This window comes from Puniceibacterium sp. IMCC21224 (genome assembly GCF_001038505.1).
Lineage (GTDB): Bacteria > Pseudomonadota > Alphaproteobacteria > Rhodobacterales > Rhodobacteraceae > Puniceibacterium.
In genome coordinates this window covers 1,270,798-1,294,317 of the sequence record NZ_LDPY01000001.1, presented here as the reverse complement: position 1 = coordinate 1,294,317, position 23,520 = coordinate 1,270,798, and the positions used below count along the sequence as shown (strand labels likewise).

Genomic DNA, 23,520 nt, shown 5'->3' with positions numbered 1-23,520 from the left:
TCACCGCACAACGTGAACCGTACAAGGGGCATGCCGAACCACATATGTCGTGGTGGATCCGACAAAAATGTCCTCAAAGCCAGGCCGGTGTGCCGACATGACAATCAGATCCGCAGCCTTGGTTTTGGCATGTTCGACAATCGTGCGACCAGGATGACCTTCGATCAGCAGCGTTTCAGCCGGACCGTGATCCTTGGCCAGTTGTTCCAGTTCAGCCCTCATCGCGCCATGCGACTGGGCCATGATATCCACTGCGACGTAGGCGGTCACGTAGACCGGGATCGGTTCGACCACATGGATGAGGGTAATCACCCCTCCCTCGGACAGAAGGCTCCGGGCGACGTCAAGCTCGGCTGAGGAGCGAGCTTCGTCGCCAATCGCGACGGGTACAAGGATGTTGCGGTACATGAGCGGTACTCCTTTGTCTCATGGCGATATCTTGGGACGTATTGCCTCTGCGCGCCTTGATCCTGATCAGAAAACGGCGGCCACATCGTACATCACTGGCTCGAAACTGCGGCATAGTGCATGAATCCGCCGATTGCGTTCGCGCATTTCGGTGCTGCGCAACATAGCCTGAAAATCCTCGCGGCGGGCCCATTGCGAATAATTGGCGATTCTGGTCTGGGCATCGTTCACATGCAGACCCGCAGACAGAAACCCCGTCTGCTTTGAGATAAAGCTGTCATAGGCGTCTGTCAGTTCGTCCAGCAAATCCTGGCAGGTGCCAGGGGTCATTTCGAACGTTGTCAAAACCGTCTGGATATCGGTGGGACAGGTGATTTGTGGCATGGTATCCTCCATTGTCGACCCATATTGCCATCAATCCATCAGGTTGCCTAATGCTCAGACGTTTGGTTCGCCCTGCAGGCCCAAAAGCTTGCGAAATCCGGTCCAGTATCCCGGCAGGCGCGGCGGTTCGGCCATGCCGCGCAGTGCCGCATCCGCCCAACGTGGCATTTCGTCCCGCGCAAACCCCCTGCCCCAGTCCAGATAGGCCTGAGCATCGTCGGGGCGCAGACGGCAGGCGCTGCCAACCAAGCCGACAAGCGTTTCCGGCGCGGAATACCATTCATCCTGAATTCCGGTGACACGGGTCTGCATCAGCGGTCCGATCAGACGCATCAGCCGCTTGTCAGAAAATTGCAGCAGCATCCGGCCCATTTCCGCGCGGCTGTAATGGATCAGCGGCGGGAAGGTGTCAAAAAACACCGCGCTGCCGTCGACAATCGCAAAATTGCGGATCGAGGGGTGAAAACCGATTCGCGTGCCGATCTGGTCAGCGTTGTTCCAGAAACTGGCGATAACTTCACCTGCGGCCTGCATCATGGCCAGCGTCTGCGGCAAGTCCGCGCGCTGCATCTGCGGTCGCATCATGCTGTCAGCTGGCAGCGCCTCTTGAACGATCACGGGAATACGCGCGCCGTCGATGTCGAGCAGCGTGAATTCGGTTTGCGGCATCGGCACCCCGGTCCGCAGCAACGCCGCCACATAGTCGTCATGACACACCGCCAGCCGGTCCAGTGCCGCCGCATCGCGCAAGCCGCGGTACACCTTGATCACCTTGTCCTGATATGGCCCCGTCGCAGGCCGGAACGGCGCACAGAAATACCCGAGTTTCGAGATTGTCTGGCCCCGCGTCTCGCTGTCGGAACGGATCAGGGCGCGCAGCGCGTCGAGGTCATGCATCGGGCTCTCCTTGGCAGTTGCGCCCTGTTTAACGGGTCGCCAGCAGCTCCGCCACCTCTGCAGTGAGCGCATCCACCTCATCGCGCGCCGGCGACTTACCAATTTCAGCAGCACCCATCCCTTTGCCCAGCGCCTCGGCATAGATCACCCGGTTGGCGAATTGCGTCGCAGCGATGCGCGCGGTCAGCTTGGCCGCAGCCTGCGCCACATCTGCCGACAACCGCGTACCCGAGCGCGCCCGGTTGATCACCACCAGCGCCTCTTTGTCCTCGCGGCGCGTCAGATCCAGGACCCCCTCGGTCGCCCAAAGATCCACGTGGCTCATCGAGACAGGAACAATCACCAGATCCGCCGCGCGCAGGGCCGGGCGCAGATCGCTGTCCGCCTTGGGCGGCGTATCAACGATCACCACATCGAAATTGTCGGTCAGCTTGCGGATCTCATAGGTGATCCCCCACGCGGATGAAGTGGCAAACTCCATCCCCTCCACCAGCGATTCGTCGGTATCGAGGCGGGTCATAAACCAGCGCCCCAACGACCCCTGCGGGTCCGTGTCGATCAGCGCAACACTCTTGCCCGCGCGACGAAAGCCGATGGCCAGATTGGCGGCCATCGTCGTCTTGCCTGACCCGCCTTTTTGCTGCGCGACCGTGATGACATAGCCTGTCATGGCCAAAATTCCCTGATTCGCCCCTGTATTCACCTCCTGTGTCGCACGTGCGGCATGGGATTGACCACAATTCATGACTGTTAGCCCATTGAACCAACCGGCTTTAGCGCGGGCACCCTGTTTTCGCGGTGGGATATGCGGCACTTTCAAGGGCTACCGGCTAAGGGCGTACCGCGCTATTATTGCGCATGACATCGCCGATCCGCCACACCGATGATGAGGCACGACAGCTTGCCCAATCATTGATCTCCGACGCCCGATTTGGTGCGCTGGCGACCCGCGACCCTGCGACCAGCGCGCCGATGGTCAGTCGTATCGGGGTCGTGCCGGGGCCAGACGGCCTGCCGCTTAGCCTAGTGTCGGACCTGTCACAGCATAGCCGCGCGCTCAAATCTGACCCGGTATGCGCACTCATGCTCGGCGAACCGGGTGAGACCGGCGATCCGCTGACCTGGCCGCGCCTAAGCCTGCAAGGCACGGCGCGTTTTATCCGGCATGGCACGCCAGATCACGCAACGCTAGCCGCCCACTACCTGACCCATCAACCCAAGGCGAAACTCTATATCGGATTTGCCGATTTTTCCCTGCTCCGGTTCGACATCTCGGCCGCCTTCCTGAATGGCGGCTTTGGCAAGGCGTTTGAGCTGACACCACAGGACCTGCTTCCATAGAAAAAGGGCCGCCCTGCTCCCCAAGGACAGCCCAAATGACCTTCACACCGCGATGCGCCGGTCAAACAGTACGCGTTAATCCATGCGCGCGGTTACGTTCACATCACCCCGCATCGGCGCCGAAAACGTCAGATGGATCTGATCCTGGTTTGGCCCCAGCCTGATCTCGGTATGAGGATTGTCAAAAGCGCTAACATTCGCCTCGTTGCGCAACCGGCCACGCAACACCACCGCGTCCACGTCCTTGGACAACCCGTTGAACGGCAGCTTGTTGGCGAACGACACAGGCCAGACCGCCGCATGGGTGTTCTGCGAATGCGAAACCACCGCAGGGTTGGCGACCGCGTATTCGATGTTGTTGAAGGTGTTGTTGCTGAACGATACCTTCTTCATCTTGGTCAGGTCCAACTCGGCAAAACTGGTATCGACCCGCTCGACTTTGTTCATCGTCGTGCCAACACAGCGGAACGTGTTCCCCGATACGTTAAACCCGTTCAGAAAATGGCCAGTGCCATAGGGTTTGACCACGATGAACGAAAACCACGGCGCCACGTTCGACGACAGAAACACATTGTCGGTGATGGTAAGGCCGGCAAAGCCGAACCCACTGACGTAATCCGGTTCCGGTTCACGTTCGTTAGTCCATTCGATATGGCAATTGTCGACGTAATTTCCGGTGATTGTGGCGTTGGTCGCCTTCAGACACAACAGAATACCGGCGCTGCGGATACCGCTTGATGCAGGATCACCCTGAAAGACATGATTGCCCTGCACCACCGACTGCGCACCACTCAGCACCACAAAGTGCCGGAACTGCGAGGCACGGCAATTGCGGACCTTGACGTCATTTGCGTTGGCATTGATCGCTACAGACTTGCGGTTCTGCGTCAACACCCCGCCTTCGGCGCTAATGAACTGACAATTGTCGATCAGCATGCCCTGACACCCCTCACCGGGTGACGTGATGCCCCGATGCCCCGGCCGGTTAAAGGTGCAGCCCGAAAACTGCATAATCGTCCCCAAAGGCGACAACAGCACCCCGCTGGCTAGCTCAGCACACTGGAATTCGATGTCATCAAGCGCAAATTGATCGAGCCTGTCGAACCCGCTGAAATCCAGCAGATACCGGAACCGGGTAAAGGTATAGTTCTGCGTGCCCTGCGCGTCCGATAGCGGTTGCGACAGCGTGACCTCCTGCGCGGCGATATTCTTGGACCGGACATAGATCTCACGGCCGACGCCTGCCCCCTCGACCAACGATCCGACCCGCACGTTGGCCACATTGGTTACGCCTGTCAGCCGTGTCGAATTGCTCGCAGAATAGCTTGCCTGACTGGTCACCACGATCGGATCCCAGGTGCCGCTGGTTTCGGCACGCAACTGGCCGTTACGGATCACACGTCGCTGGGCATAGCTGTCGCGGTTCGGCACCGCCGCCTGGACGTCCAACTGCTCGGTCAGTGACACCCGCCGCCCGCCCAGATCCAGACTCTCGTGATCGGCGTTGTTCAGCAGCGACTGGATTGCCTTTTTTAACGCCATCTCCTCGTCGCCACCAAAAGCGTCAATGTACGCCGGCAGGTCAAAATTCCGGGTCAGCGACAGGATCGCATCCACCGGCATCGTCACCGACCCTTCGAACGCGACCCGATTGTCCAGGGTCACCGACTGCCCAAGGTAAAAGGTACCTTTCGAAACAAATATCTCGCGCCCGTCAGCGTCGGCATCCGCCGCTTCAAAGGCGGCACTATCGTCGGTCGTGCCATTGCCCACCGCACCATAGTCGCGAACATCGACGGTGTTGATCAGGTCGCGCAAAAAGACGTCGGTGATATCTTCGATGACAATATCGTCGATCCGAACAACGCCGCCCGTTGGTCCGGTCAGATCCAGTCCAAAATGACCATAGGTTGGCTGCATACCCCAAACCATGTCCACACCGCCACGATTGCCGGTGCCAATGATGGCGCTGACTTCGACCACTTCGCCGTAGCCAGTCAGCGCCGTGGACGGCCCGACCTCGGTCAGCCCCGCGACATGACCGCCGCCCGAGGTCCCGGCCCAGCCCGCAATCCGCACGGCCGGCAAATTCCCCGAGATCACTTTGACGCGCGCCGTCACCCGCAGATAGCAACCCGGCAGAATCGCGGTTTGACCCATATAGCGGAGCTTCTGCACAGCGTCGGTCTTTTGCAGTTCAAGACAACCGGCAAAATCCTGATCTGCCGGGACATACGCCGCCGTCGCGAGGCTGGCATAGGTGTTCGACCCCGGCACGCCGTCCCCGCGCGACCAGACGCTCAGTCCTTCGCCAAACGTCGTTGGCATAAACACCACGCCCTCGGTAATCGCCTTGTTCATTGCTGTCCCTTTCCTCACGCAACAGGGGGTGCCCCCGCTTTGGAAAAAGACCTAGTGCCGCCGGGTTAACGCCGTCCGACACCACCGTAACGGTCGGTGTTGCATCTTCGCCGCGATACCGCGCCCGGCCAGATAAGAACGCGCAGGCCGGATCAAACCCCGAAAGTTGGCGTAGCGCTCAGGCAGAGACTTCAGGCTGTTGCAGTATCTGCACACCACCAATGCGCCATTCCCCGTCCTGCATCACCATTTGGTAGTCCAAAACATGGGTCATGCCCTGCCCGTCACGCACGATCACCTGCTGCCACATATTGCCCTCAATCTGGCGCAGCGAACCAAAGCGGACGTCGTCGGGCCGCCAGACCATCGGATACCCTTGTTGAACCATCTTGCCAAAATTACCAGCCGATCCAAACAACCCCTGAATTGTCGGGCTGGCATAACCAAAAGCTCTGTCCAGATCATCCGCCAGAAAGGCATCTATCTGCGAACGGATCGTACCTTGAATCTCGGCATTGTCCGAAGTCTGGGCCAAGGCTGCTCCGCTGAACAGGGCCGCCATTATCAAACCAATCATGAAACCACGCATCACTCTCTCCACATCAAAGAATGTAGAATAAGGTAATGCGACCGCGCCTTTGGTCAAAGCGCAGCCTGTCCGAACCTAGTTTAGCGCATTTTCGATCAACGCGATGCTGTCCTTGATGCCGTAAAGCGCCACAAACCCGCCAAAGCGCGGACCTTGGCTCGCTCCCAAAAGCACCTCGTAAAGCGCCTTGAACCAGTCACGAAGCGGTTCGAACCCATGTTCTTTCCCAACGGCAAAGACGATGGATTGCAGTGCCTCGTCCTCGACCGGGCCATCGTAAGCGCGCAGCCGCTCGACCAGATCGCGCATCGCTGCCGCTTCTTTTTCGTCAGGCGCACGGAACACTTTGGCTGGCTTCACAAAATCCTGATAATAGCGCACGGCAAAGCCTGCGGCCTGATCCAGATCAGCATGAGTCTGGGGGCTTGCGTCAGGCGCATAGCGGCGGATAAAGCCCCAAAGCGTCTCTTTGTCCTCGGCCCCGGACACCGACGCGAGGTTCAGCAACATCGCAAACGGCACCACCATCTTCGATTCAGGTACTTTGCCGCCGTGGATATGCCACACCGGATTGTTGACCCGCGCCGCCGCATCCTGCGTCACATAGGCCCGCAACTGTTGATGGTATTCATCAACCGCCTTTGGGATCACATCAAAATGCATCCGCTTGGCCGTCTTGGGCTTGAGATACATAAAATAGGACAGGCTCTCGGTGCTCGCATAGGTCAGCCATTCGTCGATCGACAGCCCGTTGCCCTTGGATTTGCTGATCTTCTGCCCCTGATCGTCAAGGAACAGCTCATAGGTGAAATGCTCTGGCGCCTTGACGCCCAGCGTCCGGCAGATCCCGTCATAGATCGGCGTATTAGTGCTGTGATCCTTGCCGTACATCTCGAAATCGACGCCCAGCGCGGCCCAGCGGGCGCCGAAATCCGGCTTCCACTGCAGCTTGACCTTGCCTCCAGTGAGCGGAAGCGTCCATTCACGCCCGTCCTGATCGTCGAACGTAATCTCGCCCTTGGCGGCATCGACGTTCTTGATTGGCACATACAGCACGCGCCCCGTCTCGGGATGGATCGGCAGAAAGATCGAATAAGTTTGCTGACGCTCATCACGCAACGATTTCAGCATGATCGCCATCAGTTCGTCATACCGCTCGGCGCAGCGCAGCAGAATTTCATCGAACTGGCCGCTGGCATAAAATTCCGTCGCTGAAATGAACTCGTATTCGAACCCAAAAGTGTCCAGAAACCGCCGCAACATCGCATTGTTATGCGCGCCAAAGCTGTCATGTGTCCCAAACGGGTCCGGCACAGATGTCAGCGGCTTTTGCAGATGCTCGTCCAACTGCCGCGGGTCTGGAACATTTTCTGGGACCTTGCGCATCCCGTCCATATCGTCTGAAAAGCAAATCAACCGCGTCGGGATGTCCGAAATCAGCTGAAACGCCTGGCGGATCATCGTCGTACGCGCTACCTCGCCAAACGTGCCGATATGGGGCAGACCCGACGGGCCGTATCCGGTCTCGAACAGCACATATCCCTTTTCGGGTGGTGCCTTCTCGTACCGTTTCAGCACCCGGCGTGCCTCTTCAAAGGGCCAGGCCTTCGAGGTCATAGCGGCATCGCGCAATTCGGACATTCCGGGTACTCCTTTTTCGCGCAGCATTGCGCGGACGTTGTGCGACCGCTACCTATTGTGGCGACGCGGCAGGGTCAATATTCTCTGCGGCAGCGAAATCAGATGCATCAGCCATAGAAAGGCACGCCCTTGCCCGATCAGTTCGAACACCCGATGAGCCCGCAGGACTGCCTCGTTGCGCTGATGATCGCCGTCTCGGCCTCAGACGAAGAGATGCGCACAGTCGAATTGATCGTCATCCAGTCTGTCGTCGACCATCTGCCGATTTTCGTCGGCTATGACGGGGACCGCATGAGCATCATGGCGCAGATGGTGTTCGACCTGCTCGAACAAGAAGACGGGCTTGACGCGCTCTTTGGCCTGATCCGCGACAATCTACCCGAACGGCTGTTTGAAACCGCCTATGCGCTGGCCTGCGATGTGGCGGCTGCCGATGGCATGCTGGACGACAGCGAATTGCGCCTGCTCGAGGAAATCCGTTACGAGCTGGACCTCGACCGCCTGCATGCTGCCGCTATCGAGCGCAGCGCCCGCGTTCGCCATCTGCGCGCCTGATACCATCCTTCCCGCGCCGATCAGGTCGGGTTTCCCCTACTGACAAAGACCCTTGTGCTATGCTATTTAGAGATCAGGCAATTTTCGCCTGAACGATTTTTACGCTTTTTTTCGGAGACAATTATGAACCGTTTCACATATACAATTGCGGCTGCCCTGTTGCTCTGCCTGTTGCCCATTCTCGGTGCCGTATAGTTTGGCGCACTTGGCCGAGCGGACGCCGATAAGGGGGCGCGCTAAGCTCGGCACCTCAGCCATGGTAGAGCGTTCCCCAACGCTCAATCAGTCCCTGCTGCAATGTTTTGGCCCGGCTGTTCCACGCCGAAGCACCTTCGGGCCGTTCCCGCTGTGCGCGGGTCAGCGTGTCGCGACGAGGCATGTCTGCCGCAAAAATGGCGAAAGCCAATTCCGTCCCATCAGGTAGATCAACGAACCCGGCCAATCCACTGACAAAATTCAACGTCCCGGTTTTGGCCTGTACCTTGAGCGGGTGGTCCGAGACCACCTTGCGGTTGGCGTCGCGCAGCGCAAACGACTTGAGCAAAGGCTTAAGGTCCAGTCGTTTGCGAACATCTATCAGCGCGGCCATCATGTCCGAGGCCGCAACACGGCTGTCATCGCCCAGCCCGGAATGATCCACCAGCGCCACATGCTGCAAACCCATCGTGTCGTGCGCCCAATCATTCATCGCCTGCGCTGACTCTCGCAGCGACGCGACACTGCCCAGGCGTTTCAACGTGGTCGCCATACCGACCATTTCCGCGGTCAGGTTGGTTGACCATTTCAGCATATCCCGCAAGATGATCCGCAGCGGCGCGCTGTCAAGCTGCGCCACGACGTCCCCGTCCGGCCGGGTCGCGGTCTTTTTCGGCGCGCCCAGCTTGATGCCATGCGATCCAGCAAAGGTTTGAAACACCTGCCCCGCATAAAGTTCAGGCTGACGCACTGGCAACCATCGTGCGCCACCCTTGCCCAACGCGCCCTTGGCGACTGTCCAATCGTCGCGCCCACCAAAATCCTTGTAGGTATAGAGTGGCGCCTTGCGCTCAACGATCTGCATGCGCGCCATGGTCACGTCAGGCCGATAGGTCGCAGATCTTGCATCCATGCTAACCGCATAGCCGTTGCTGCCGCGCCGCCATTCGAAATGCACCCGATTGTAGTTCAGACTCAGGCCAGATACCGCCGGGCTATATCCGACATGGTCCGGCTGTTCGGCGTCGATGGTCGGAGTATATGGCAGCAGTCCGCCCCAAACCCGAAAATCGCCGCGCACTTCGCGGATCCCGGCCTCTTTCAGACCCGCCGCCAACCGCGATAAGCCATCAGTGTCCAGCGTTGGATCACCACCTCCCGCCAGTACCAGATCGCCTTGGACCACCCCATCAACCACACCGCCGACCGCCACGACTTCGGTCACAAACTTGTGCTCCGTCCCCAGTGTTTCCAGCGCATATGACGCTGTTAGCGCCTTGGCCACGCTGGCAGGTGGCAACCCCCGGTCGCCACTCAGATCCTCCAGGGTTCGTCCCGTTGCCACGTCCGCCACGGCAAATCCGACAGCGCCGTCTAAACGCGCCTTGCTCACCAAAGTTTCGACCGGGATGACGGTTCGTTGCAGGAAACCTTCGCCGCGCGCCGCCGGACGCAACGACGTAAGTGGTGCATTGGCCAGCGCAGGCAGCGCCGCAGATGCGGCCACCGACGTTATCGCAGTGATAAAACTGCGTCGGGTATAGCGTGTCATCATGGCGCGTTTCTATCCCCAATTCGGGTGTTCCGACAAGCGCGTTCAGGCGCATTGCATCTGAAATCATCGTGTATCCAACGGGCAAATCTGAGCGTCGAACACAGCGCATATGCGTTTCTTATTGGGCCCAAGGCATTGACTGCGGCGCAGTAGGGCTCGTTGCTTTTGCACGAAGGTTTTGGATGGTTTCCGCGCACAAGATTTCGTCATCTTCTGCGAATGGTTATCGCGATTGCGCCTCAAATCGACCGTAGGCCTTCAACTAACAGGGCCAATGTTTCCTTTGGCCCGAATCGCACTTGAGCTGAGGTTGCTCATCGGAACATTGACGAAACACCAGGCCGGTGGTGCCGCCCTAGGCAACAGCCGCGCGGCCCGCGACGACAGTGTATATGCCCGGAACTGCCGCGCCGCAGGTGACATCCGTGCCGATATTCGATCTCCGGGCCGCGCCATGACCCCGACCGGCACGCTGCGCAGTATGTCGCGCCACTGATCCCAGCGGTGAAACTGCGCCAGATTGTCAGCGCCCATCAGCCAGACAAAATGCACCCCAGGATGTGCCGCCTGCAACGCGCGCAACGTGGCGGCAGTATAGCGCGTGCCAAGCCTTGCCTCGGCATCGCTGATTATGACCCTCGGGTGCTGTATGATTGCGCGCGCGGCGGTCATCCGGCTCGGCAATGGCGCCGGACCTTGCGACTTGAGCGGATTTCCTGGGCTGACCAGCCAGACCACGCGATCAAGGCCGAACCGACGCAGCGCCTCACGGGTGATTAATACGTGACCCTGATGTGGCGGATCAAAGCTGCCACCCAACAGGCCCACGCATTGCCCCGCACGCAGCGACAATCCGGTCTTATGAATCTCTGAAACCACCTGTCACCCAATCCGCGTTTTTGGGCGCACACGGCCCACCCAGAGCACAAACACGCAAGCTGTACTGATTTCAACGAAATTCTAACGGCGCCGCAAATCCAGATATCGAAATCAACCTGAAATGGTCCTGCTTTTGTCGAAGACGTTTTCCGCTCTACCAGGCTCGGGCGCATTGATTTCAGCCGTGCGGCGTGAAGCATCGATCGAAAATCGAGCGGTGATTTGAGCGACCTTTTCGGATTGTATGGCGCGCGATGGTGTGTCTGGCTCCCCCCACAAGCCCTTGGACAAGTGATGGACCGGGACAGGTGTCCTTTCCGGAGCAGGATTGGATTGGCCAGCTGACGCGGCGAGGAAAAGACGGGCAGATCCCTTCCCATTGATTGCCCGCAATCGACTGCCGGGCAATGGCCGCAGCCGAATTGCAAGCACTCCGCACGGCGACCAGCATGGGCGTGAATAAGAGGGCGTTGCCACCTGATTGATCGGGCGAAGAGCGGCATGAACACATAGCCGCACGCGGTGTGCGACGGCCAGGGACGCCCGTTCAACCTGTTCGTGGCTGCTGGCCAGATCAGCGACGACATCGGCGCGCAGTCCTTGATTTGGTATCTGCTTACAGGATGCGCCGGATTGGCAGTACAAAAGCCTGTTTGCACGACTGATCTGCCACGCTCGCGGGTCTGGACGCTGGCTGAGTTCCCAGATCCGGCTGACCGAGGAGGCCGGTTGTTCAGTCATCACATCTGGTGAGGCGCGGATTCCGCCCAGAGCCGCCCTCGGAAATCTACAGTCGCGCGAGCTTCGCTACTGAATGCGCCTCGGACGGATGAGCCCAACCGCAGCCGAGAGTAAGCTGATCAGTGATCTGCAGGTATATCGTGGAAAAGGCACCAAAAAGGTTAGCCTTTTTCCACGATACCATACGCCCTTTGGCGCAAGATCCCAGAGAACTGGTCAGACGGTACGTTCCACCATCAGCTTTTTGATTTCGGCAATGGCAAGCGCAGGATTCAGTCCCTTGGGGCAGGTTTTTGCGCAGTTCATGATCGTGTGGCAGCGATAGAGTTTGAACGGATCTTCCAGCTCGTCCAGACGCTCTCCCGTTGCCTCATCGCGGCTGTCGATGATCCAGCGGTAGGCGTGCAACAGCGCTGCCGGCCCGAGGTAACGGTCGCCGTTCCACCAGTAGCTCGGGCACGAAGTCGAGCAGCAGGCGCACATCACACATTCATACAATCCGTCCAGCTTTTCACGGCTTTCAATCGACTGCTTCCACTCCTTGGCGGGGCGGTTGGTCTTGGTTTCCAACCACGGCATGATAGAGGCGTGCTGGGCATAGAAATGCGTGAGATCAGGAATCAGATCCTTGATCACTGGCATATGCGGCAGCGGATAGATCGCGATGTCGCCTTTGACCTCGTCCATACCGTAGATGCAGGCAAGCGTGTTGATCCCACCGATGTTCATGGCACAAGAGCCACAGATCCCTTCGCGGCAGGACCGGCGGAAGGTCAGGGTTGGATCAATCTCAGTCTTGATCTTGATCAGTGCGTCCAGGATCATCGGCCCGCAAGTGTCCAGATCCACAAAATAGCTGTCGACCTGCGGGTTTTTACCGTCGTCCGGGTTCCAGCGGTAAATTTTGAACTTGCGGACGTTTGTCGCGCCTGCGGGCTTTGGCCAGGTCTTGCCGGTCTGAACCCGGGAATTCTTGGGGAGCGTCAGTTGTACCATGTCTCTCTCCTATCGCAAAAGCGCCGGCAGCCCTTCGGCTGCAAGGCAAGTCAGGGTCTCGGGTTGCGAGACGATGTTGGTCACGATCTCGACGGTGTTCTGGCTGGGTCCGGTCACGGAATCAGCCGCCAGCGCAAGAATCTGCGTGGCATTGGCATTGTCGATCACGCAATCAGCCGCCGGTTGCAGCGGCACACCGGGGAACCGTTCAGCCAGCACGCGGCTGACGGACGACCGTGCCGCATTGCGCGCGATCTGATCCTGAGACTGCGCGGTACAGCCGACAAGCGCCAGTATCGCAAGCACCGATATGCCGCGCTGCAAGGTCAATATTTGTTGCGGTTGCAATACAGCGTCCCTCGATAAAGCGCTGGCGCATCGGGGGTGCAGCCAACAAGGTCCACCGTGACCATGGGCACCTTGCGCCGCACTTTTGGGGCGGGTTGGCCATAGCTGGTGCCGATCACCGACGATTCGGCGCATTGGTTGATCTCAGACGCCGCCGCCGGGCTGATCTGGGCGTTCGGCACGACGCGAAGCCGTTGAACCGACCTTTTCGCCCCCGATCCAAAATCGGTTCCGATGGTCAGCCCGGCAGCACCATAGCCAAGGTCCTTTTGACACTGAACCAGCATCGCCCGCTGTTGACTGATCGAGGCGACATCGTAGTCGGATTGCGCCAAAGCAGCGCCCCCCGACAGTGCAACCGCCACGACGATAGCGGATGACATCACCCGGCGCATCAGAACGTCCGCTCTTTGGGCGCGATCCTGTTGAGCGCGATGCCGCCTTCGGCCTCGGTGGTCAGCGGATCGGTGACGACGGGCCTGTGCGACAGCGTGACATTGGGCCCGTCGACCCGGCTGATGGTATGGACGCGCCAGTTTTCGTCATCGCGGGTGGCGTGATCCTCGTGCGCATGGGCACCACGACTTTCTTTGCGCGCTTCGGCACCGACGATGGTGGCCAGAGCGTTGGGCATCAGGTTGGTCAGCTCCAGCGTCTCCATCAGGTCCGAGTTCCAGACCAGACTGCGGTCAGTGACCTTGATATCGCCCATCTTGCCGGCGATGGCGGTCATTTCCTTTACCCCGTGCGACAGCGTCTCGGATTCGCGGAACACGGCGGCGTCGCGCTGCATGGTCTTTTGCATTTCCAGCCGCAGTTCGGCGGTACCGATTGACCCGCTGGCATGGCGCAAGCCGTCAAACCGGTCGAATGCTTTTTCGACCGAAGCCACGTTGGTCGAAGGCACGGGCGCGTCCCGGTCCACTACCTTGCCAGCACGGATCGCAGCCGCCCGGCCAAAGACCACAAGGTCGATAAGTGAGTTGGACCCAAGGCGGTTCGCCCCATGCACGCTCGCGCAGCCCGCCTCGCCCACTGCCATCAAGCCCGGCACCACTGCGTTGGCATCGTCAGCGGTGGGGTTCAGCACCTCACCCCAGTAGTTGGTCGGGATGCCACCCATGTTGTAATGTACGGTCGGGATCACCGGGATCGGTTCTTTGGTCACGTCCACACCGGCAAAAACCCGTGCGGATTCGGAAATTCCCGGCAGCCGCAGTTGTAGCGCCTCTTTGGGCAAATGCGACAGGTTCAGGTGGATGTGATCCCCGTCCTTACCGACGCCGCGACCTTCGCGGATCTCCAACGTCATGCAACGCGAGACATAATCGCGGGGCGCGAGATCCTTGTAGTTGGGCGCATAGCGCTCCATGAACCGTTCGCCTTCGGAATTGGTGAGATACCCACCCTCGCCCCGCGCGCCCTCAGTAATCAGGCAGCCGGCGCCGTAAATGCCGGTCGGGTGAAACTGCACAAACTCCATATCCTGAAGCGGCAGACCAGCCCGCGCCACCATGCCACCACCGTCGCCGGTGCAGGTGTGGGCCGAGGTCGCACTGAAATACGCGCGGCCATAGCCACCCGTTGCCAGCACAACCGTCTTGGCGTTGAATACATGCATCGTGCCGTCATCAAGCTTCCAGCAGACCACGCCTGTGCAGACACCGTCGGTCATGATCAGGTCGATGGCGAAATATTCGATGTAGAATTCGGCATTGTTCTTGAGCGACTGACCATACAACGTATGCAGGATCGCGTGGCCGGTCCGGTCGGCGGCAGCACAGGTGCGCTGCACCGCCGGGCCTTCACCGAACTCGGTGGTGTGACCGCCAAAGGGACGCTGATAAATCTTGCCCTCTTCGGTGCGCGAAAACGGCACGCCGTAATGCTCAAGCTCGTAAACCGCCTTGGGCGCCTCACGGGCGAGGTACTCCATCGCATCAGTATCGCCCAGCCAGTCCGACCCTTTGACGGTGTCGTACATGTGCCACTGCCAGTGATCGGGGCCCATATTGGACAGCGACGCGGCAATGCCGCCCTGTGCCGCGACGGTGTGCGACCGTGTCGGGAACACCTTGGTCACGCAGGCAGTACGCAGCCCCTGCTCGGCCATGCCGAGCGTGGCGCGCAGACCAGCGCCGCCAGCCCCCACAACCACGACGTCATATTCATGCGTCTCGTAGGTATATTCAGCCATAGTCAGCTCCGGTATTTCAAAGTGCCAGCTTGGCGATGGCAAAGAGGCCCGTCGCCGCGGCGCCATAAGACAGGCAGGTCATGCCGATGATGCAGACCTTTTCCATCGGCCCGTGGACGTAATCTTCGATCAGCGTCTGAAAGCCGCTGTTGAAGTGCTTGAACGACACAAGAATGGTCAGCGCCGCAACAATTGCCGGGAAGGGCCGTGCGAAATAGGCCGTCACCTCTTCGTAGGTGCCGCCAAGGATGCTGCCAAAGGTAAAGACGAACAGCGGGATCAGGATCAGCAGCGCCACCGCGGACACGGTCATGAACCAATGGTGCTGGGTGCCGGATTTCGCGGAGCCCCAGCCTACGGCACGTTTGCGGTCGGTCAGATAAGCCATGATGCGTTCCTCAGATGATAAAGACGGTGAGGATGGTCAGGATCACAGATCCGCCGATCACCGCGTAGCCAAGTTTTTCGGCGGTATCGAGGTCGAGCCCGACAGCCTGATCCCAGATCAGGTGCCGCACGCCGGCCAGCGTGTGATACCACAACGCCCAGAGCGACAGGAACATCACCAGATTGCCGAACCATCCGTTCACGACAGCATCCGCAACTGCGAAATAATCGGGGCCGGTCGCGGCAGCCAGCAACCACCACACACACAGCAGCATTCCCACGATCAGCGCGTTGCCAGTGATCCGTGTCAGGATCGACGTCATCGATGTTAGCTGCGGGCGATAGATCTGCAGATGTGGAGAGAGCGGGCGATTGCCCCGGTTCACGTCGGCCATTGTGCGTCCTTTCGGTTCCCTTGAGAACGGTTCTAAACCTTTTTTTACCCCTGTCACGGGATCTGGCAACGCGGAAGCATGGTTTTTTTCAATAATGCTGCAAATGCGAAGTTTTTGTGATCACGCGTCGCAACGTGTGATCACAAAAAACCACGACCTCAGTTTGTGCATCTAGCCGAACGGCGAAAAGGTGATTCTTTTCGCCGTGTGTTGGTCAATTCGCCAAGACGGCGACGGGAATGCGCCGCTGATGCGTAAAATGGGAAACACCAAAGGACACGCCATGGACAATGTACCCCCCCGCACCACCCGCCGCCGCCTGCTTCAGGCGTTGGCTGTCAGCCCGGCAGTGGGCTTGGCCTCAGCTGCCCGGGCACAAGACGCAGCGCAGGCCGCGGGCCTGTTGACGGCCAATGTCTGCATGGTGCAGACCGAAGTGACCGAAGGCCCCTACTATATCGACCCCAAGCTGGTCCGCGCTGATATCACCGAAGATCTGCCCGGCGTCCCGCTCGACATGAAGATACAGGTCGTCAGCGCCGATTGTGTCCCGATTGAGGGGGCGCGCGTCGATATCTGGCATTGCGACGCCGCCGGAAATTATTCCGGCTTTGCCAATCAGGGCAGCGACACATTGGCCGACACCAGTACAAAGACATTTTTGCGCGGCACTCAGATGACCGACGCATCCGGACTGGTGACGTTTCAGACGATCTATCCCGGCTGGTACAAGGGGCGAACCACACATCTGCATTACAAGGTGTTTCTGGATACAGAGACGATTCTGACCAGTCAGATTTTCCTACCCGACGCGCTGAGCCAATACATTTACGACACTGTAGCAGAATACGGCGGTCGGGGCAGTGCGCGCGATACCGTCAACACATCGGATTCCATCGCACAACAGGCGGGGTATGGTGCCTTTGCTGCGATTGCCGAACAGGCTGATCGCTATGTCGCGGCGCTGGTCGTCGGCGTCGCCCCGATGGCACGATCATCTACTGGTATGACGGGTGCTCGCCCGCCCGGCCCACCTCCGGGTGGACGCGGCGGCCGATCATCCGAACGCAATCCGTCAGACCCCCTCTTGGGGGCCGCCCTCATCCCCGGCGGTAAAACCTGACGGTTTAGGGGGCGGGAGTCATGCCCGTCCCCGACTTGGGATCGTCGGATCAGACCGGCATCAGCGCCCAGTAATCCAAGTCCAGCAGCACCGAGGGTAAGTATTTCCCATCTTCGCCGCGCAGATCGAACGGAGCGCCGCCTTTGGTTGCGACCAGCCGCAGCCGGATTGCCCCCACACCGGGAACATCGGTTTCAGCCTTATCCAGAACCTCGGACCAGGCGCGGACGGTATCGCCTGCGAAACACGGATTGGCATGGGCGCCGGCATTCAACCCGACAATCATCTGTGCACTAGCCAGACCGTTGAACGACAGCGTCCGCGCAAGGCTGATCACATGCCCGCCATAGATCAACCGCTTGCCATCCTCGCGCATGGTGCCATCGAAATGCACCTTTGAGGTATTCTGCCATAACCGGGTGGCCATCATATGCTCGGCCTCTTCGACCGTGACACCATCCACGTGATCGATTTTTTCACCGACCTCGTAGTCGCCCCAGCGATGCGGTTCTCCGGCAAGGTCAAAGTCGTAGTTGGAAAAATCCAGCCCTTTTGGAATTGCCAGATCCGCCACTGCCAGCACAGGCGCCAGATCGGGCACGACTGCGTCAGGCGCGGGCGCGTCGGTATCGCGTTTTTTGACCATGACCCACCGGACATAGCGCAGAACAACCTCGTCGTGCTGATTCAGCCCCTCGGTGCGGACCCAGACCACGCCGGTCTTTCCGTTCGAATTCTGCTTGAGCCCGATGACCTCTGACACCGACCGCAGCGTATCGCCGGGCCAGACCGGTTTCAGCCAGCGCCCCTCGGCATAGCCGAGATTGGCAACCGCGTTCAGGGACACATCCGGAACCGTCTTGCCGAACACCACATGAAAGGCGGCCAGATCATCCAGCGGGCTGCCCGCAAGTCCACAAGCCTGCGCAAAACTGTCCGAAGAGTAGAGCGCATGTCGCGCCGGATAAAGCATGTGATACAGCGCCCGTTCGCCACCTGACACAGTGCGCGGCACCGCGTGGCCGATCACCTGACCAATCTGGTAGTCCTCAAAGAAGCGGCCGGCATTGGTCTTGACCATATTATTGCTCTCCCAACTTCATGCCCGGCTCGTAGGCCCCGGGGGCCTCTTTTATCACAGCCTGACCGCAGCGCATCACCCCGTTGGCGGCATCAAAGGCATAAGACGGGCTGCCGTGCAGTTCCCACCCCTTGTTCAACGCCTCGGTAACCTTATGGCAAAAGGCCGAAGTGTCGTCGGCGGTCAGCAGTCGGTACAGTCGCATAGTCTCAGCCTCCAAAGGGCGAAACGCCCAGCCATGTGTGGATCGCGGCGATCAAGCCGAACATCACCAGCGTGATCACCACCAGAATGATGTCCTTTTTCGCGGGACCGGGTTCTGGCCGTCGCCAGGGTTCGGCGCGGTTGATCAGCGCAATTTCGGCCTGCGCCCAGATAAGCATAGTGCCGAACAGCGCGATTGACGCCAAATCGCCGTTGACCAACAAATGCGCCACCGCCCAGACTGTCACAGCCAATAACTGCGGATGCCGCAGTTTGCCGCGCAACCGACCTGTCGTCGCACTCATCCCGTACAGGAATACTGCACCCAGCATCATCAGGTTGTTCAGATGCGTAAGGAAACCTGGCGGTGACCAAACCACCACAAATTCCGCAGCGCGATAGCCCAGAATGATCAGCACCAGTGATACGAGTATCACTGCCGCCACGCCCCCCTTGCCCGCATTGCCCATTTTTGCGCGCTGCGCTGGCATCAGCCGCTTAAAGAAATGTGCCAACACCCATAGGGCAAGGCCGATGATCAAAAGGGACATAGTCTACTCCGCTGCAATGGCTTCTATTGCTGCTGCTTTTGCCAGAAGCACACGTGCCGTGGCAACGTGCAGATTTTCGACGATGCGGCCATCGACCACTGCGACGCCTTCGCCACGGCTCTGCGCGGCGTCAAAAGCGGCGATCTGGCGCTGTGCCAACTCGATCTCTTCGACGCTGGGCCCAAAGGCAGCGTTGGCCACATCGACCTGCGCAGGATGGATCAGCGTCTTGCCGTCAAAGCCCATGTCGCGGCCCAGATTGCATTCGGCGCGCAGACCCTCTTCGTCCTTGAAGGCATTGTAGACGCCATCCACGATCACCACCCCATGCGCCTTGGCGGCCAGCAGGCACAGCCCGAGGCCGGTCATCATCGGCAGACGATCAGCACGAGGGCGGCTGTTCAGCTCTTTGGCCAGATCGTTGGTGCCCATGACCATTCCGGCGACAAGGGGATGCGCCGCAATTGCTGCGGCATTCAGCATACCCAGCGGGGTCTCCATCATCGCCCAGATCGGCAGATCGCCAGTGTGTTGCGCCAACGCGTCAATTTGTTCAGGCCCGTCCACCTTGGGCAGCAGCACCGCGTCGCAGTCCATATCGGCCACAACATTGGCATCCGCCTTGCCCCATATGCTGTCCAGCCCGTTGATCCGTACGATTCGCATCCGCATGCCGTAGCCGCCCGCCGCCAGCGCATCATCCAGCACATCGCGGGCGCGCAACTTTTCGTCGGCTGCCACCGCGTCTTCGAGGTCAAAGATAATCGCGTCCACCGGCAGTTTGCGCGCCTTGTCCATCGCCCGCTCGTTTGAAGCAGGCAGATAGAGAACAGACCGGAAAGGGCGTGTTTGCGTGTCCATGAAACTCTCCTGACGTAATAATGTTGCGTGGAATTGCGCAGACTTTTTCGAAAAGTGCAACATGAATTACGCCGCGCCGCAGCAAGTTAATGTTTATCGGCGTAACCACGCGCCACGTTAACCATTTGTAAGGAGATCACGCACAGCCTTTGCCTGCCAGATGCGCCACCGCCGGACGCTTTTCCAAGTGCATCACCGGTCACTGAAAAATTTCAGCAGCCCCCTGCCGCGATGCAGGTCAGGCCCGTCAACCAGAAGGTGACGCCATGAAACTGATGACTGCCCTGCACCTTCTTGCGCTTTGCGCCGCCCTGCCTGGTGCTGCTACGGCGCAATCCACGTCGAATTGCGCCCCGCGTGATGTTGTGATTGCGCGGCTTGGCGAGAAATTCGGCGAAACCCGCCAATCCGTCGGGCTGGGCAGCAACAATGCAGTGGTTGAGGTCTTTGCCTCAAATGACAGCGGCAGCTGGACCATTGTCGTAACTGCCACCGACGGTCAGTCCTGCCTTATCGCCAGCGGTCAGGCGTTCGAGGCGCTGGCCGAAGCGTTGCCAATCCCCGGCAATGATGCCTGACACCTGCATCACGGGACACCAGCATGGGGCGGCGCGCTTAGCCGATGGCGTCCCAGATCAGTTTGACCCCCGTGATTGACAGCAGGACATAGGTCAGCCCAAAGAACAGCATCTCGGGCACGATCTTGTGGATACGAATGCCGATCCACGTCCCCAGAATGGCAAAGGGCGCCAGCACCAGATCGATTCCCAGCGTGTCGAACGTCAGGATGCCCATCACGGCATAAAAGCTGAATTTGAATAGGTTGACTGCCCAGAACACCAGCACCGTGGTCGCCTGATATGTGGTCTTTGGCAGTTTTTGCCCCAGCAGATAAACCGCCGCCACCGGCCCGCCCGCATGGCTGATAAAGCTGGTGATGCCAATCCCTACCCCGGCCAGCAGACCGGCGCGCGGCCCCAGACGCCGTTCGCTCAACCGCATCAGCCCGGCCTTCTGCGCCATCTGCCAGCCGACAAAGGCCAGAGAAATCACCCCGATCAGCAACCGGATCGAATCGGGATCTGCGCGGGCATAGAACAGCGCCCCCAATACCGTGCCGGGCACCATACCCAGTATCAGCACCTTTGCATCGGGCCAGCTCCATTTCTTCCAATAGGCCCGCAGGCTGGCCGCATCAATCAGCATGAGCAGCGGCAGCATGATGCCCAACGCCTGTCCCGGCTCCAGCACCAGCGCCAGAATCGACGCTGCGGCAAAGGCCGCTCCCGACCCGAAACCACCTTTGGACACGCCGGCAAAGATCACTGCGGGGATCGCCACCATCAGCGTCGCCCAGTTTATCAACTCCATCGCGGCGCCCCCTAAATACCTTTTCTCCCTAGGTTTATCGTCACGCAGATCGCCCCGCCACCCCTTTTGGTGTGCGACTGCTGCGCTGTGCCGCATCGCAGCGCACTTGCGCGCGGCGCGTCAAAGCACTAGCCATGCAAAAAGTCCAACAGACCGGAGAGAGACCCATGGCCAGACCCAAAATCGCCCTGATTGGCGCGGGACAGATCGGTGGCACGCTTGCCCACCTCGCAGCACTCAAGGAACTGGGTGACATCATCCTATTCGATATTGCCGAAGGCACGCCCCAGGGCAAAGCGCTGGACATCGCCGAATCCGGCCCGTCCGAGGGCTTTGACGCCTCGCTCAAGGGTGCCAACGATTACGCCGACATCGCCGGCGCCGACGTCTGCATCGTGACAGCCGGCGTGCCGCGCAAACCCGGGATGAGCCGCGACGACCTTCTGGGCATCAACCTCAAGGTGATGAAATCCGTCGGCGAAGGCATCGCCGCGAACGCGCCGGACGCCTTTGTGATCTGCATCACCAACCCGCTTGATGCGATGGTCTGGGCGCTGCGCGAATTCAGCGGCCTGCCCCACAACAAAGTCTGCGGCATGGCCGGTGTGCTTGACAGCGCCCGCTTCCGCCACTTCCTGTCGGTCGAATTCAACGTCTCGATGAAAGACGTAACCGCGTTTGTTCTGGGCGGCCACGGCGATACCATGGTGCCGCTGACCCGGTATTCCACCGTCGCCGGCATCCCCCTGCCAGATCTGATTGCCATGGGCTGGACCACCCAAGAGAAACTGGATGCAATCGTTCAGCGCACCCGTGACGGCGGTGCCGAGATCGTCGGCCTGCTGAAAACCGGATCGGCGTTCTACGCCCCTGCGACCAGCGCCATTGAGATGGCCGAAGCTTACCTCAAGGACCAGAAACGCCTGCTGCCCTGCGCTGCATGGTGTGATGGCGAATTCGGGCTCAAGGGCTTTTACGTCGGTGTGCCGACTGTGATCGGTGCTGGTGGCATCGAACGCATCGCCGACATCAAGATGACCAAAGACGAACAGGCGATGTTTGACAGCTCGGTCAACGCCGTCAAAGGTCTGGTCGAAGCGTGCAAGGGCATTGATCCCTCGCTCGCCTGACGCAAGTCGTTGCCGGGGCCTTAGCGCCCCGGCGGCACATCCCGGATCAGCCCGGCCAGCGACGCCACCCCATCGTAGCGGCGGGTTGTCGCACAAACCGGCGAATGATCCAGGCCTTCCCCCTCCAGCAACGACTTGTAGGCCCGCGCCCCCTCGGCGTGTTGCCCACGTGCGGCAATGTATTCGACCCCGGCGCGGCCACGTGTGAACGGATAGTGCAGAAACACCGCAATGCTCTCGGACAGGGGCACCACCCCTGACAGCTTGTGCGCGCCCCCATTGAACCGCAGTCCCTTTTGCCAGCGGATCAACCCCAGTTTGGTGGTGTTGAGTGATCCCTTCAGCATCCCGCGCAGCAACCGGCGGGCGATCCACAACCCGGGCAAATCTGCCAGCCCCGGCGTCACTGGTCCATCCAACCCAAGGAACCGCGCCGCCCAAAGTTGCAATGCTGTGATCTGCTCGGGATGGAAATGGAACAGCCGGTTGCGCACCCCACCGCTAAAGCTGATCTGCGGCGTCGGAAAAGCCCGCCGCCGGGCGGACGGGGGCCTGCGAAAATATCCATCAGGAAACGGCGCCGGACCGTCAAACAGCGGAAAGCGTTCACGCAGCAAAATATCCGATTCTGCCGGGTGCATGTGTGCGCTTAGCGGCGCGTCAGCATACATATCCAGCATCAAAGTCGCCACCGCCCTAGCCCCCTCTGCCTCGACCGCAGCGATATAATCGGCAAGAGTCTGATGCTCCATTCCCGCCCACAGGAAATGTTCATCCAAGTCCGGCACCAGACACCATTTTCCAGTGCCGTAATGATCCAACAGCTCCCCGCGCCACTCGGCCTTGTGCGCGCCAAATGTGGACCCGGATCGCGGACGAAACACTGTCACATCGGGCTGATCAGTCAAATATTCGGTGCTGCCGTCGGTCGAGTGATCATCCACGATCAGAAACGCCGGATCACAGATCTGTCTGTAATGCGCCAGAAATTCGGGCAGGATGTTCAGTTCGTTATGCAACAGTACCACCACCGGCACGGCACCGGGGGCCAGCCGTTCGGCACTCATCGGTTCCAGAAGCTGCATCTTGGTTTTTCCTTGCCTGATGTCAGGATGTGTCTAACGCTGTACCCACAGGCTGACAACATCAGCGCGAATCTCCCTTTCAAGGTACTTTGCAAGCAAAGCACAGGGGTGGTGCATTTTTTGTGATCACAGCATTCAAACGTGTGATCACAAATGTCGGAAAATGCGCTCAAAACCCACCCTGCTGCAACATTTGACTTAAAACGGTATCGCGCCTGTGCCTATACCTGAACGCAATCGCAGCA

26 protein-coding genes and 1 pseudogene are annotated in these 23,520 nt (G+C 59.6%); 6 read left to right on the top strand and 21 right to left on the bottom strand.

What is annotated here, in order from left to right; translation table 11 throughout:
* The 4 genes from IMCC21224_RS05950 to parA all read right to left on the bottom strand — a co-directional run bounded on the left by IMCC21224_RS05950 (window position 1) and on the right by parA (window position 2,359).
* A complete protein-coding gene (locus IMCC21224_RS05950) occupies window positions 1-408 on the bottom strand; it encodes a universal stress protein (RefSeq protein WP_047994567.1) in 408 nt (135 codons plus the stop codon).
* Window positions 409-474: 66 nt separating this feature from the next.
* Complete coding sequence (locus IMCC21224_RS05945) at window positions 475-792, bottom strand: antibiotic biosynthesis monooxygenase (RefSeq protein ID WP_047996907.1); 318 nt, start codon at window positions 790-792, stop codon at window positions 475-477.
* Between the two features lie 54 nt (window positions 793-846).
* Window positions 847-1,689 (bottom strand): DUF6206 family protein, encoded by an 843-nt coding sequence (locus IMCC21224_RS05940; RefSeq protein ID WP_047994566.1) that lies wholly within the window; start codon window positions 1,687-1,689, stop codon window positions 847-849.
* A gap of 28 nt (window positions 1,690-1,717) precedes the next feature.
* On the bottom strand, window positions 1,718-2,359 hold the full coding sequence (gene parA / locus IMCC21224_RS05935) for a ParA family partition ATPase (RefSeq protein ID WP_047994565.1): 642 nt from the start codon (window positions 2,357-2,359) through the stop codon (window positions 1,718-1,720).
* 188 nt (window positions 2,360-2,547) lie between these two features.
* Here parA and IMCC21224_RS05930 point away from each other — a divergent pair, with 188 nt between their 5' ends.
* Window positions 2,548-3,030 (top strand): HugZ family protein, encoded by a 483-nt coding sequence (locus IMCC21224_RS05930; RefSeq protein ID WP_047994564.1) that lies wholly within the window; start codon window positions 2,548-2,550, stop codon window positions 3,028-3,030.
* Window positions 3,031-3,105: 75 nt separating this feature from the next.
* Here the strand turns inward: IMCC21224_RS05930 and IMCC21224_RS05925 are convergent, their stop codons facing one another.
* From IMCC21224_RS05925 to IMCC21224_RS05915, 3 genes are all read right to left on the bottom strand, one after another.
* Complete coding sequence (locus IMCC21224_RS05925) at window positions 3,106-5,391, bottom strand: glycosyl hydrolase family 28-related protein (RefSeq protein WP_047994563.1); 2,286 nt, start codon at window positions 5,389-5,391, stop codon at window positions 3,106-3,108.
* A gap of 178 nt (window positions 5,392-5,569) precedes the next feature.
* The gene (locus IMCC21224_RS05920; RefSeq protein ID WP_369796008.1) at window positions 5,570-6,037 is read right to left on the bottom strand and encodes a DUF4864 domain-containing protein; all 468 of its coding nucleotides are present in this window, start codon (window positions 6,035-6,037) and stop codon (window positions 5,570-5,572) included.
* 18 nt (window positions 6,038-6,055) lie between these two features.
* Window positions 6,056-7,621, bottom strand: coding sequence for a lysine--tRNA ligase (locus tag IMCC21224_RS05915; RefSeq protein WP_047994561.1), 1,566 nt, complete (start codon window positions 7,619-7,621; stop codon window positions 6,056-6,058).
* Window positions 7,622-7,774: 153 nt separating this feature from the next.
* On the opposite strand from IMCC21224_RS05915, the gene IMCC21224_RS05910 reads away from it, so the two are divergent.
* The gene (locus tag IMCC21224_RS05910) at window positions 7,775-8,176 is read left to right on the top strand and encodes a tellurite resistance TerB family protein (RefSeq protein ID WP_047996906.1); all 402 of its coding nucleotides are present in this window, start codon (window positions 7,775-7,777) and stop codon (window positions 8,174-8,176) included.
* A 250-nt stretch (window positions 8,177-8,426) separates the two neighbouring features.
* Here the strand turns inward: IMCC21224_RS05910 and dacB are convergent, their stop codons facing one another.
* Window positions 8,427-9,926, bottom strand: a complete 1,500-nt coding sequence (gene dacB, locus IMCC21224_RS05905; RefSeq protein ID WP_047994560.1) for a D-alanyl-D-alanine carboxypeptidase/D-alanyl-D-alanine-endopeptidase — start codon at window positions 9,924-9,926, stop codon at window positions 8,427-8,429.
* A 258-nt stretch (window positions 9,927-10,184) separates the two neighbouring features.
* A complete protein-coding gene (locus tag IMCC21224_RS05900; RefSeq protein WP_047996905.1) occupies window positions 10,185-10,793 on the bottom strand; it encodes a nicotinate-nucleotide adenylyltransferase in 609 nt (202 codons plus the stop codon).
* 425 nt (window positions 10,794-11,218) lie between these two features.
* Here IMCC21224_RS05900 and IMCC21224_RS28455 point away from each other — a divergent pair.
* Window positions 11,219-11,411 (top strand): annotated as a pseudogene (locus IMCC21224_RS28455) (IS5/IS1182 family transposase); the annotation flags it as partial.
* Window positions 11,412-11,762: 351 nt separating this feature from the next.
* On the opposite strand, the gene IMCC21224_RS05890 reads toward IMCC21224_RS28455, so the two are convergent.
* From IMCC21224_RS05890 to sdhC, 6 genes are read right to left on the bottom strand one after another with little or no spacing between them, the layout of a single operon-like run.
* Window positions 11,763-12,542: a succinate dehydrogenase iron-sulfur subunit gene (locus IMCC21224_RS05890; protein ID WP_047994559.1), complete on the bottom strand. Its 780-nt coding sequence runs from the start codon at window positions 12,540-12,542 to the stop codon at window positions 11,763-11,765.
* A 9-nt stretch (window positions 12,543-12,551) separates the two neighbouring features.
* Window positions 12,552-12,890, bottom strand: coding sequence for a hypothetical protein (locus IMCC21224_RS05885; RefSeq protein ID WP_231582021.1), 339 nt, complete (start codon window positions 12,888-12,890; stop codon window positions 12,552-12,554).
* Window positions 12,869-13,285, bottom strand: coding sequence for a hypothetical protein (locus IMCC21224_RS05880; RefSeq protein ID WP_047994558.1), 417 nt, complete (start codon window positions 13,283-13,285; stop codon window positions 12,869-12,871). The genes IMCC21224_RS05885 and IMCC21224_RS05880 overlap by 22 nt, the downstream gene beginning before the upstream one ends.
* A complete protein-coding gene (gene sdhA, locus IMCC21224_RS05875) occupies window positions 13,285-15,087 on the bottom strand; it encodes a succinate dehydrogenase flavoprotein subunit (RefSeq protein WP_047994557.1) in 1,803 nt (600 codons plus the stop codon). Before sdhA ends, IMCC21224_RS05880 begins: the two co-directional genes overlap by 1 nt.
* A gap of 16 nt (window positions 15,088-15,103) precedes the next feature.
* Window positions 15,104-15,475, bottom strand: coding sequence for a succinate dehydrogenase, hydrophobic membrane anchor protein (gene sdhD / locus IMCC21224_RS05870; RefSeq protein ID WP_047994556.1), 372 nt, complete (start codon window positions 15,473-15,475; stop codon window positions 15,104-15,106).
* A 10-nt stretch (window positions 15,476-15,485) separates the two neighbouring features.
* Window positions 15,486-15,869, bottom strand: coding sequence for a succinate dehydrogenase, cytochrome b556 subunit (gene sdhC, locus IMCC21224_RS05865; protein ID WP_047994555.1), 384 nt, complete (start codon window positions 15,867-15,869; stop codon window positions 15,486-15,488).
* A 283-nt stretch (window positions 15,870-16,152) separates the two neighbouring features.
* On the opposite strand from sdhC, the gene IMCC21224_RS05860 reads away from it, so the two are divergent.
* Window positions 16,153-16,992 (top strand): intradiol ring-cleavage dioxygenase, encoded by an 840-nt coding sequence (locus tag IMCC21224_RS05860; protein ID WP_047994554.1) that lies wholly within the window; start codon window positions 16,153-16,155, stop codon window positions 16,990-16,992.
* Between the two features lie 49 nt (window positions 16,993-17,041).
* On the opposite strand, the gene IMCC21224_RS05855 is transcribed toward IMCC21224_RS05860, so the two are convergent.
* From IMCC21224_RS05855 to IMCC21224_RS05840, 4 genes are read right to left on the bottom strand one after another with little or no spacing between them, the layout of a single operon-like run.
* Complete coding sequence (locus IMCC21224_RS05855) at window positions 17,042-18,073, bottom strand: MaoC family dehydratase (protein ID WP_047994553.1); 1,032 nt, start codon at window positions 18,071-18,073, stop codon at window positions 17,042-17,044.
* A 1-nt stretch (window position 18,074) separates the two neighbouring features.
* Window positions 18,075-18,278 carry a DUF1737 domain-containing protein gene (locus tag IMCC21224_RS05850; protein ID WP_047994552.1) on the bottom strand — a complete coding sequence of 68 codons (204 nt, stop codon included), beginning with the start codon at window positions 18,276-18,278 and terminating at the stop codon, window positions 18,075-18,077.
* A gap of 4 nt (window positions 18,279-18,282) precedes the next feature.
* Window positions 18,283-18,828, bottom strand: a complete 546-nt coding sequence (locus tag IMCC21224_RS05845; protein WP_047994551.1) for an NnrU family protein — start codon at window positions 18,826-18,828, stop codon at window positions 18,283-18,285.
* 3 nt (window positions 18,829-18,831) lie between these two features.
* Window positions 18,832-19,689, bottom strand: coding sequence for a CoA ester lyase (locus tag IMCC21224_RS05840; protein WP_047994550.1), 858 nt, complete (start codon window positions 19,687-19,689; stop codon window positions 18,832-18,834).
* 266 nt (window positions 19,690-19,955) lie between these two features.
* On the opposite strand from IMCC21224_RS05840, the gene IMCC21224_RS05835 reads away from it, so the two are divergent.
* Window positions 19,956-20,267 carry a hypothetical protein gene (locus tag IMCC21224_RS05835; protein ID WP_047994549.1) on the top strand — a complete coding sequence of 104 codons (312 nt, stop codon included), beginning with the start codon at window positions 19,956-19,958 and terminating at the stop codon, window positions 20,265-20,267.
* A 37-nt stretch (window positions 20,268-20,304) separates the two neighbouring features.
* On the opposite strand, the gene IMCC21224_RS05830 is transcribed toward IMCC21224_RS05835, so the two are convergent.
* Window positions 20,305-21,060 (bottom strand): sulfite exporter TauE/SafE family protein, encoded by a 756-nt coding sequence (locus tag IMCC21224_RS05830; RefSeq protein ID WP_047994548.1) that lies wholly within the window; start codon window positions 21,058-21,060, stop codon window positions 20,305-20,307.
* A 167-nt stretch (window positions 21,061-21,227) separates the two neighbouring features.
* On the opposite strand from IMCC21224_RS05830, the gene mdh reads away from it, so the two are divergent.
* Window positions 21,228-22,190: a malate dehydrogenase gene (gene mdh, locus IMCC21224_RS05825; RefSeq protein ID WP_047994547.1), complete on the top strand. Its 963-nt coding sequence runs from the start codon at window positions 21,228-21,230 to the stop codon at window positions 22,188-22,190.
* 20 nt (window positions 22,191-22,210) lie between these two features.
* On the opposite strand, the gene IMCC21224_RS26395 is transcribed toward mdh, so the two are convergent.
* A complete protein-coding gene (locus IMCC21224_RS26395; protein ID WP_053078906.1) occupies window positions 22,211-23,275 on the bottom strand; it encodes a glycosyltransferase family 2 protein in 1,065 nt (354 codons plus the stop codon).
* Window positions 23,276-23,520: the final 245 nt, after the last annotated feature.

Coding starts and splice junctions, on each gene's coding strand:
- IMCC21224_RS05950 (WP_047994567.1), bottom strand. CDS start 408: ATGTACCGCAACATCCTTGTACCCGTCGCGATTGGCGACGAAGCTCGC.
- IMCC21224_RS05945 (WP_047996907.1), bottom strand. CDS start 792: ATGCCACAAATCACCTGTCCCACCGATATCCAGACGGTTTTGACAACG.
- IMCC21224_RS05940 (WP_047994566.1), bottom strand. CDS start 1,689: ATGCATGACCTCGACGCGCTGCGCGCCCTGATCCGTTCCGACAGCGAG.
- parA (WP_047994565.1), bottom strand. CDS start 2,359: ATGACAGGCTATGTCATCACGGTCGCGCAGCAAAAAGGCGGGTCAGGC.
- IMCC21224_RS05930 (WP_047994564.1), top strand. CDS start 2,548: ATGACATCGCCGATCCGCCACACCGATGATGAGGCACGACAGCTTGCC.
- IMCC21224_RS05925 (WP_047994563.1), bottom strand. CDS start 5,391: ATGAACAAGGCGATTACCGAGGGCGTGGTGTTTATGCCAACGACGTTT.
- IMCC21224_RS05915 (WP_047994561.1), bottom strand. CDS start 7,621: ATGTCCGAATTGCGCGATGCCGCTATGACCTCGAAGGCCTGGCCCTTT.
- IMCC21224_RS05910 (WP_047996906.1), top strand. CDS start 7,775: ATGAGCCCGCAGGACTGCCTCGTTGCGCTGATGATCGCCGTCTCGGCC.
- dacB (WP_047994560.1), bottom strand. CDS start 9,926: ATGATGACACGCTATACCCGACGCAGTTTTATCACTGCGATAACGTCG.
- IMCC21224_RS05890 (WP_047994559.1), bottom strand. CDS start 12,542: ATGGTACAACTGACGCTCCCCAAGAATTCCCGGGTTCAGACCGGCAAG.
- IMCC21224_RS05880 (WP_047994558.1), bottom strand. CDS start 13,285: ATGCGCCGGGTGATGTCATCCGCTATCGTCGTGGCGGTTGCACTGTCG.
- sdhA (WP_047994557.1), bottom strand. CDS start 15,087: ATGGCTGAATATACCTACGAGACGCATGAATATGACGTCGTGGTTGTG.
- sdhD (WP_047994556.1), bottom strand. CDS start 15,475: ATGGCTTATCTGACCGACCGCAAACGTGCCGTAGGCTGGGGCTCCGCG.
- sdhC (WP_047994555.1), bottom strand. CDS start 15,869: ATGGCCGACGTGAACCGGGGCAATCGCCCGCTCTCTCCACATCTGCAG.
- IMCC21224_RS05860 (WP_047994554.1), top strand. CDS start 16,153: ATGGACAATGTACCCCCCCGCACCACCCGCCGCCGCCTGCTTCAGGCG.
- IMCC21224_RS05855 (WP_047994553.1), bottom strand. CDS start 18,073: ATGGTCAAGACCAATGCCGGCCGCTTCTTTGAGGACTACCAGATTGGT.
- IMCC21224_RS05850 (WP_047994552.1), bottom strand. CDS start 18,278: ATGCGACTGTACCGACTGCTGACCGCCGACGACACTTCGGCCTTTTGC.
- IMCC21224_RS05845 (WP_047994551.1), bottom strand. CDS start 18,828: ATGTCCCTTTTGATCATCGGCCTTGCCCTATGGGTGTTGGCACATTTC.
- IMCC21224_RS05840 (WP_047994550.1), bottom strand. CDS start 19,689: ATGGACACGCAAACACGCCCTTTCCGGTCTGTTCTCTATCTGCCTGCT.
- IMCC21224_RS05835 (WP_047994549.1), top strand. CDS start 19,956: ATGAAACTGATGACTGCCCTGCACCTTCTTGCGCTTTGCGCCGCCCTG.
- IMCC21224_RS05830 (WP_047994548.1), bottom strand. CDS start 21,060: ATGGAGTTGATAAACTGGGCGACGCTGATGGTGGCGATCCCCGCAGTG.
- mdh (WP_047994547.1), top strand. CDS start 21,228: ATGGCCAGACCCAAAATCGCCCTGATTGGCGCGGGACAGATCGGTGGC.
- IMCC21224_RS26395 (WP_053078906.1), bottom strand. CDS start 23,275: ATGCAGCTTCTGGAACCGATGAGTGCCGAACGGCTGGCCCCCGGTGCC.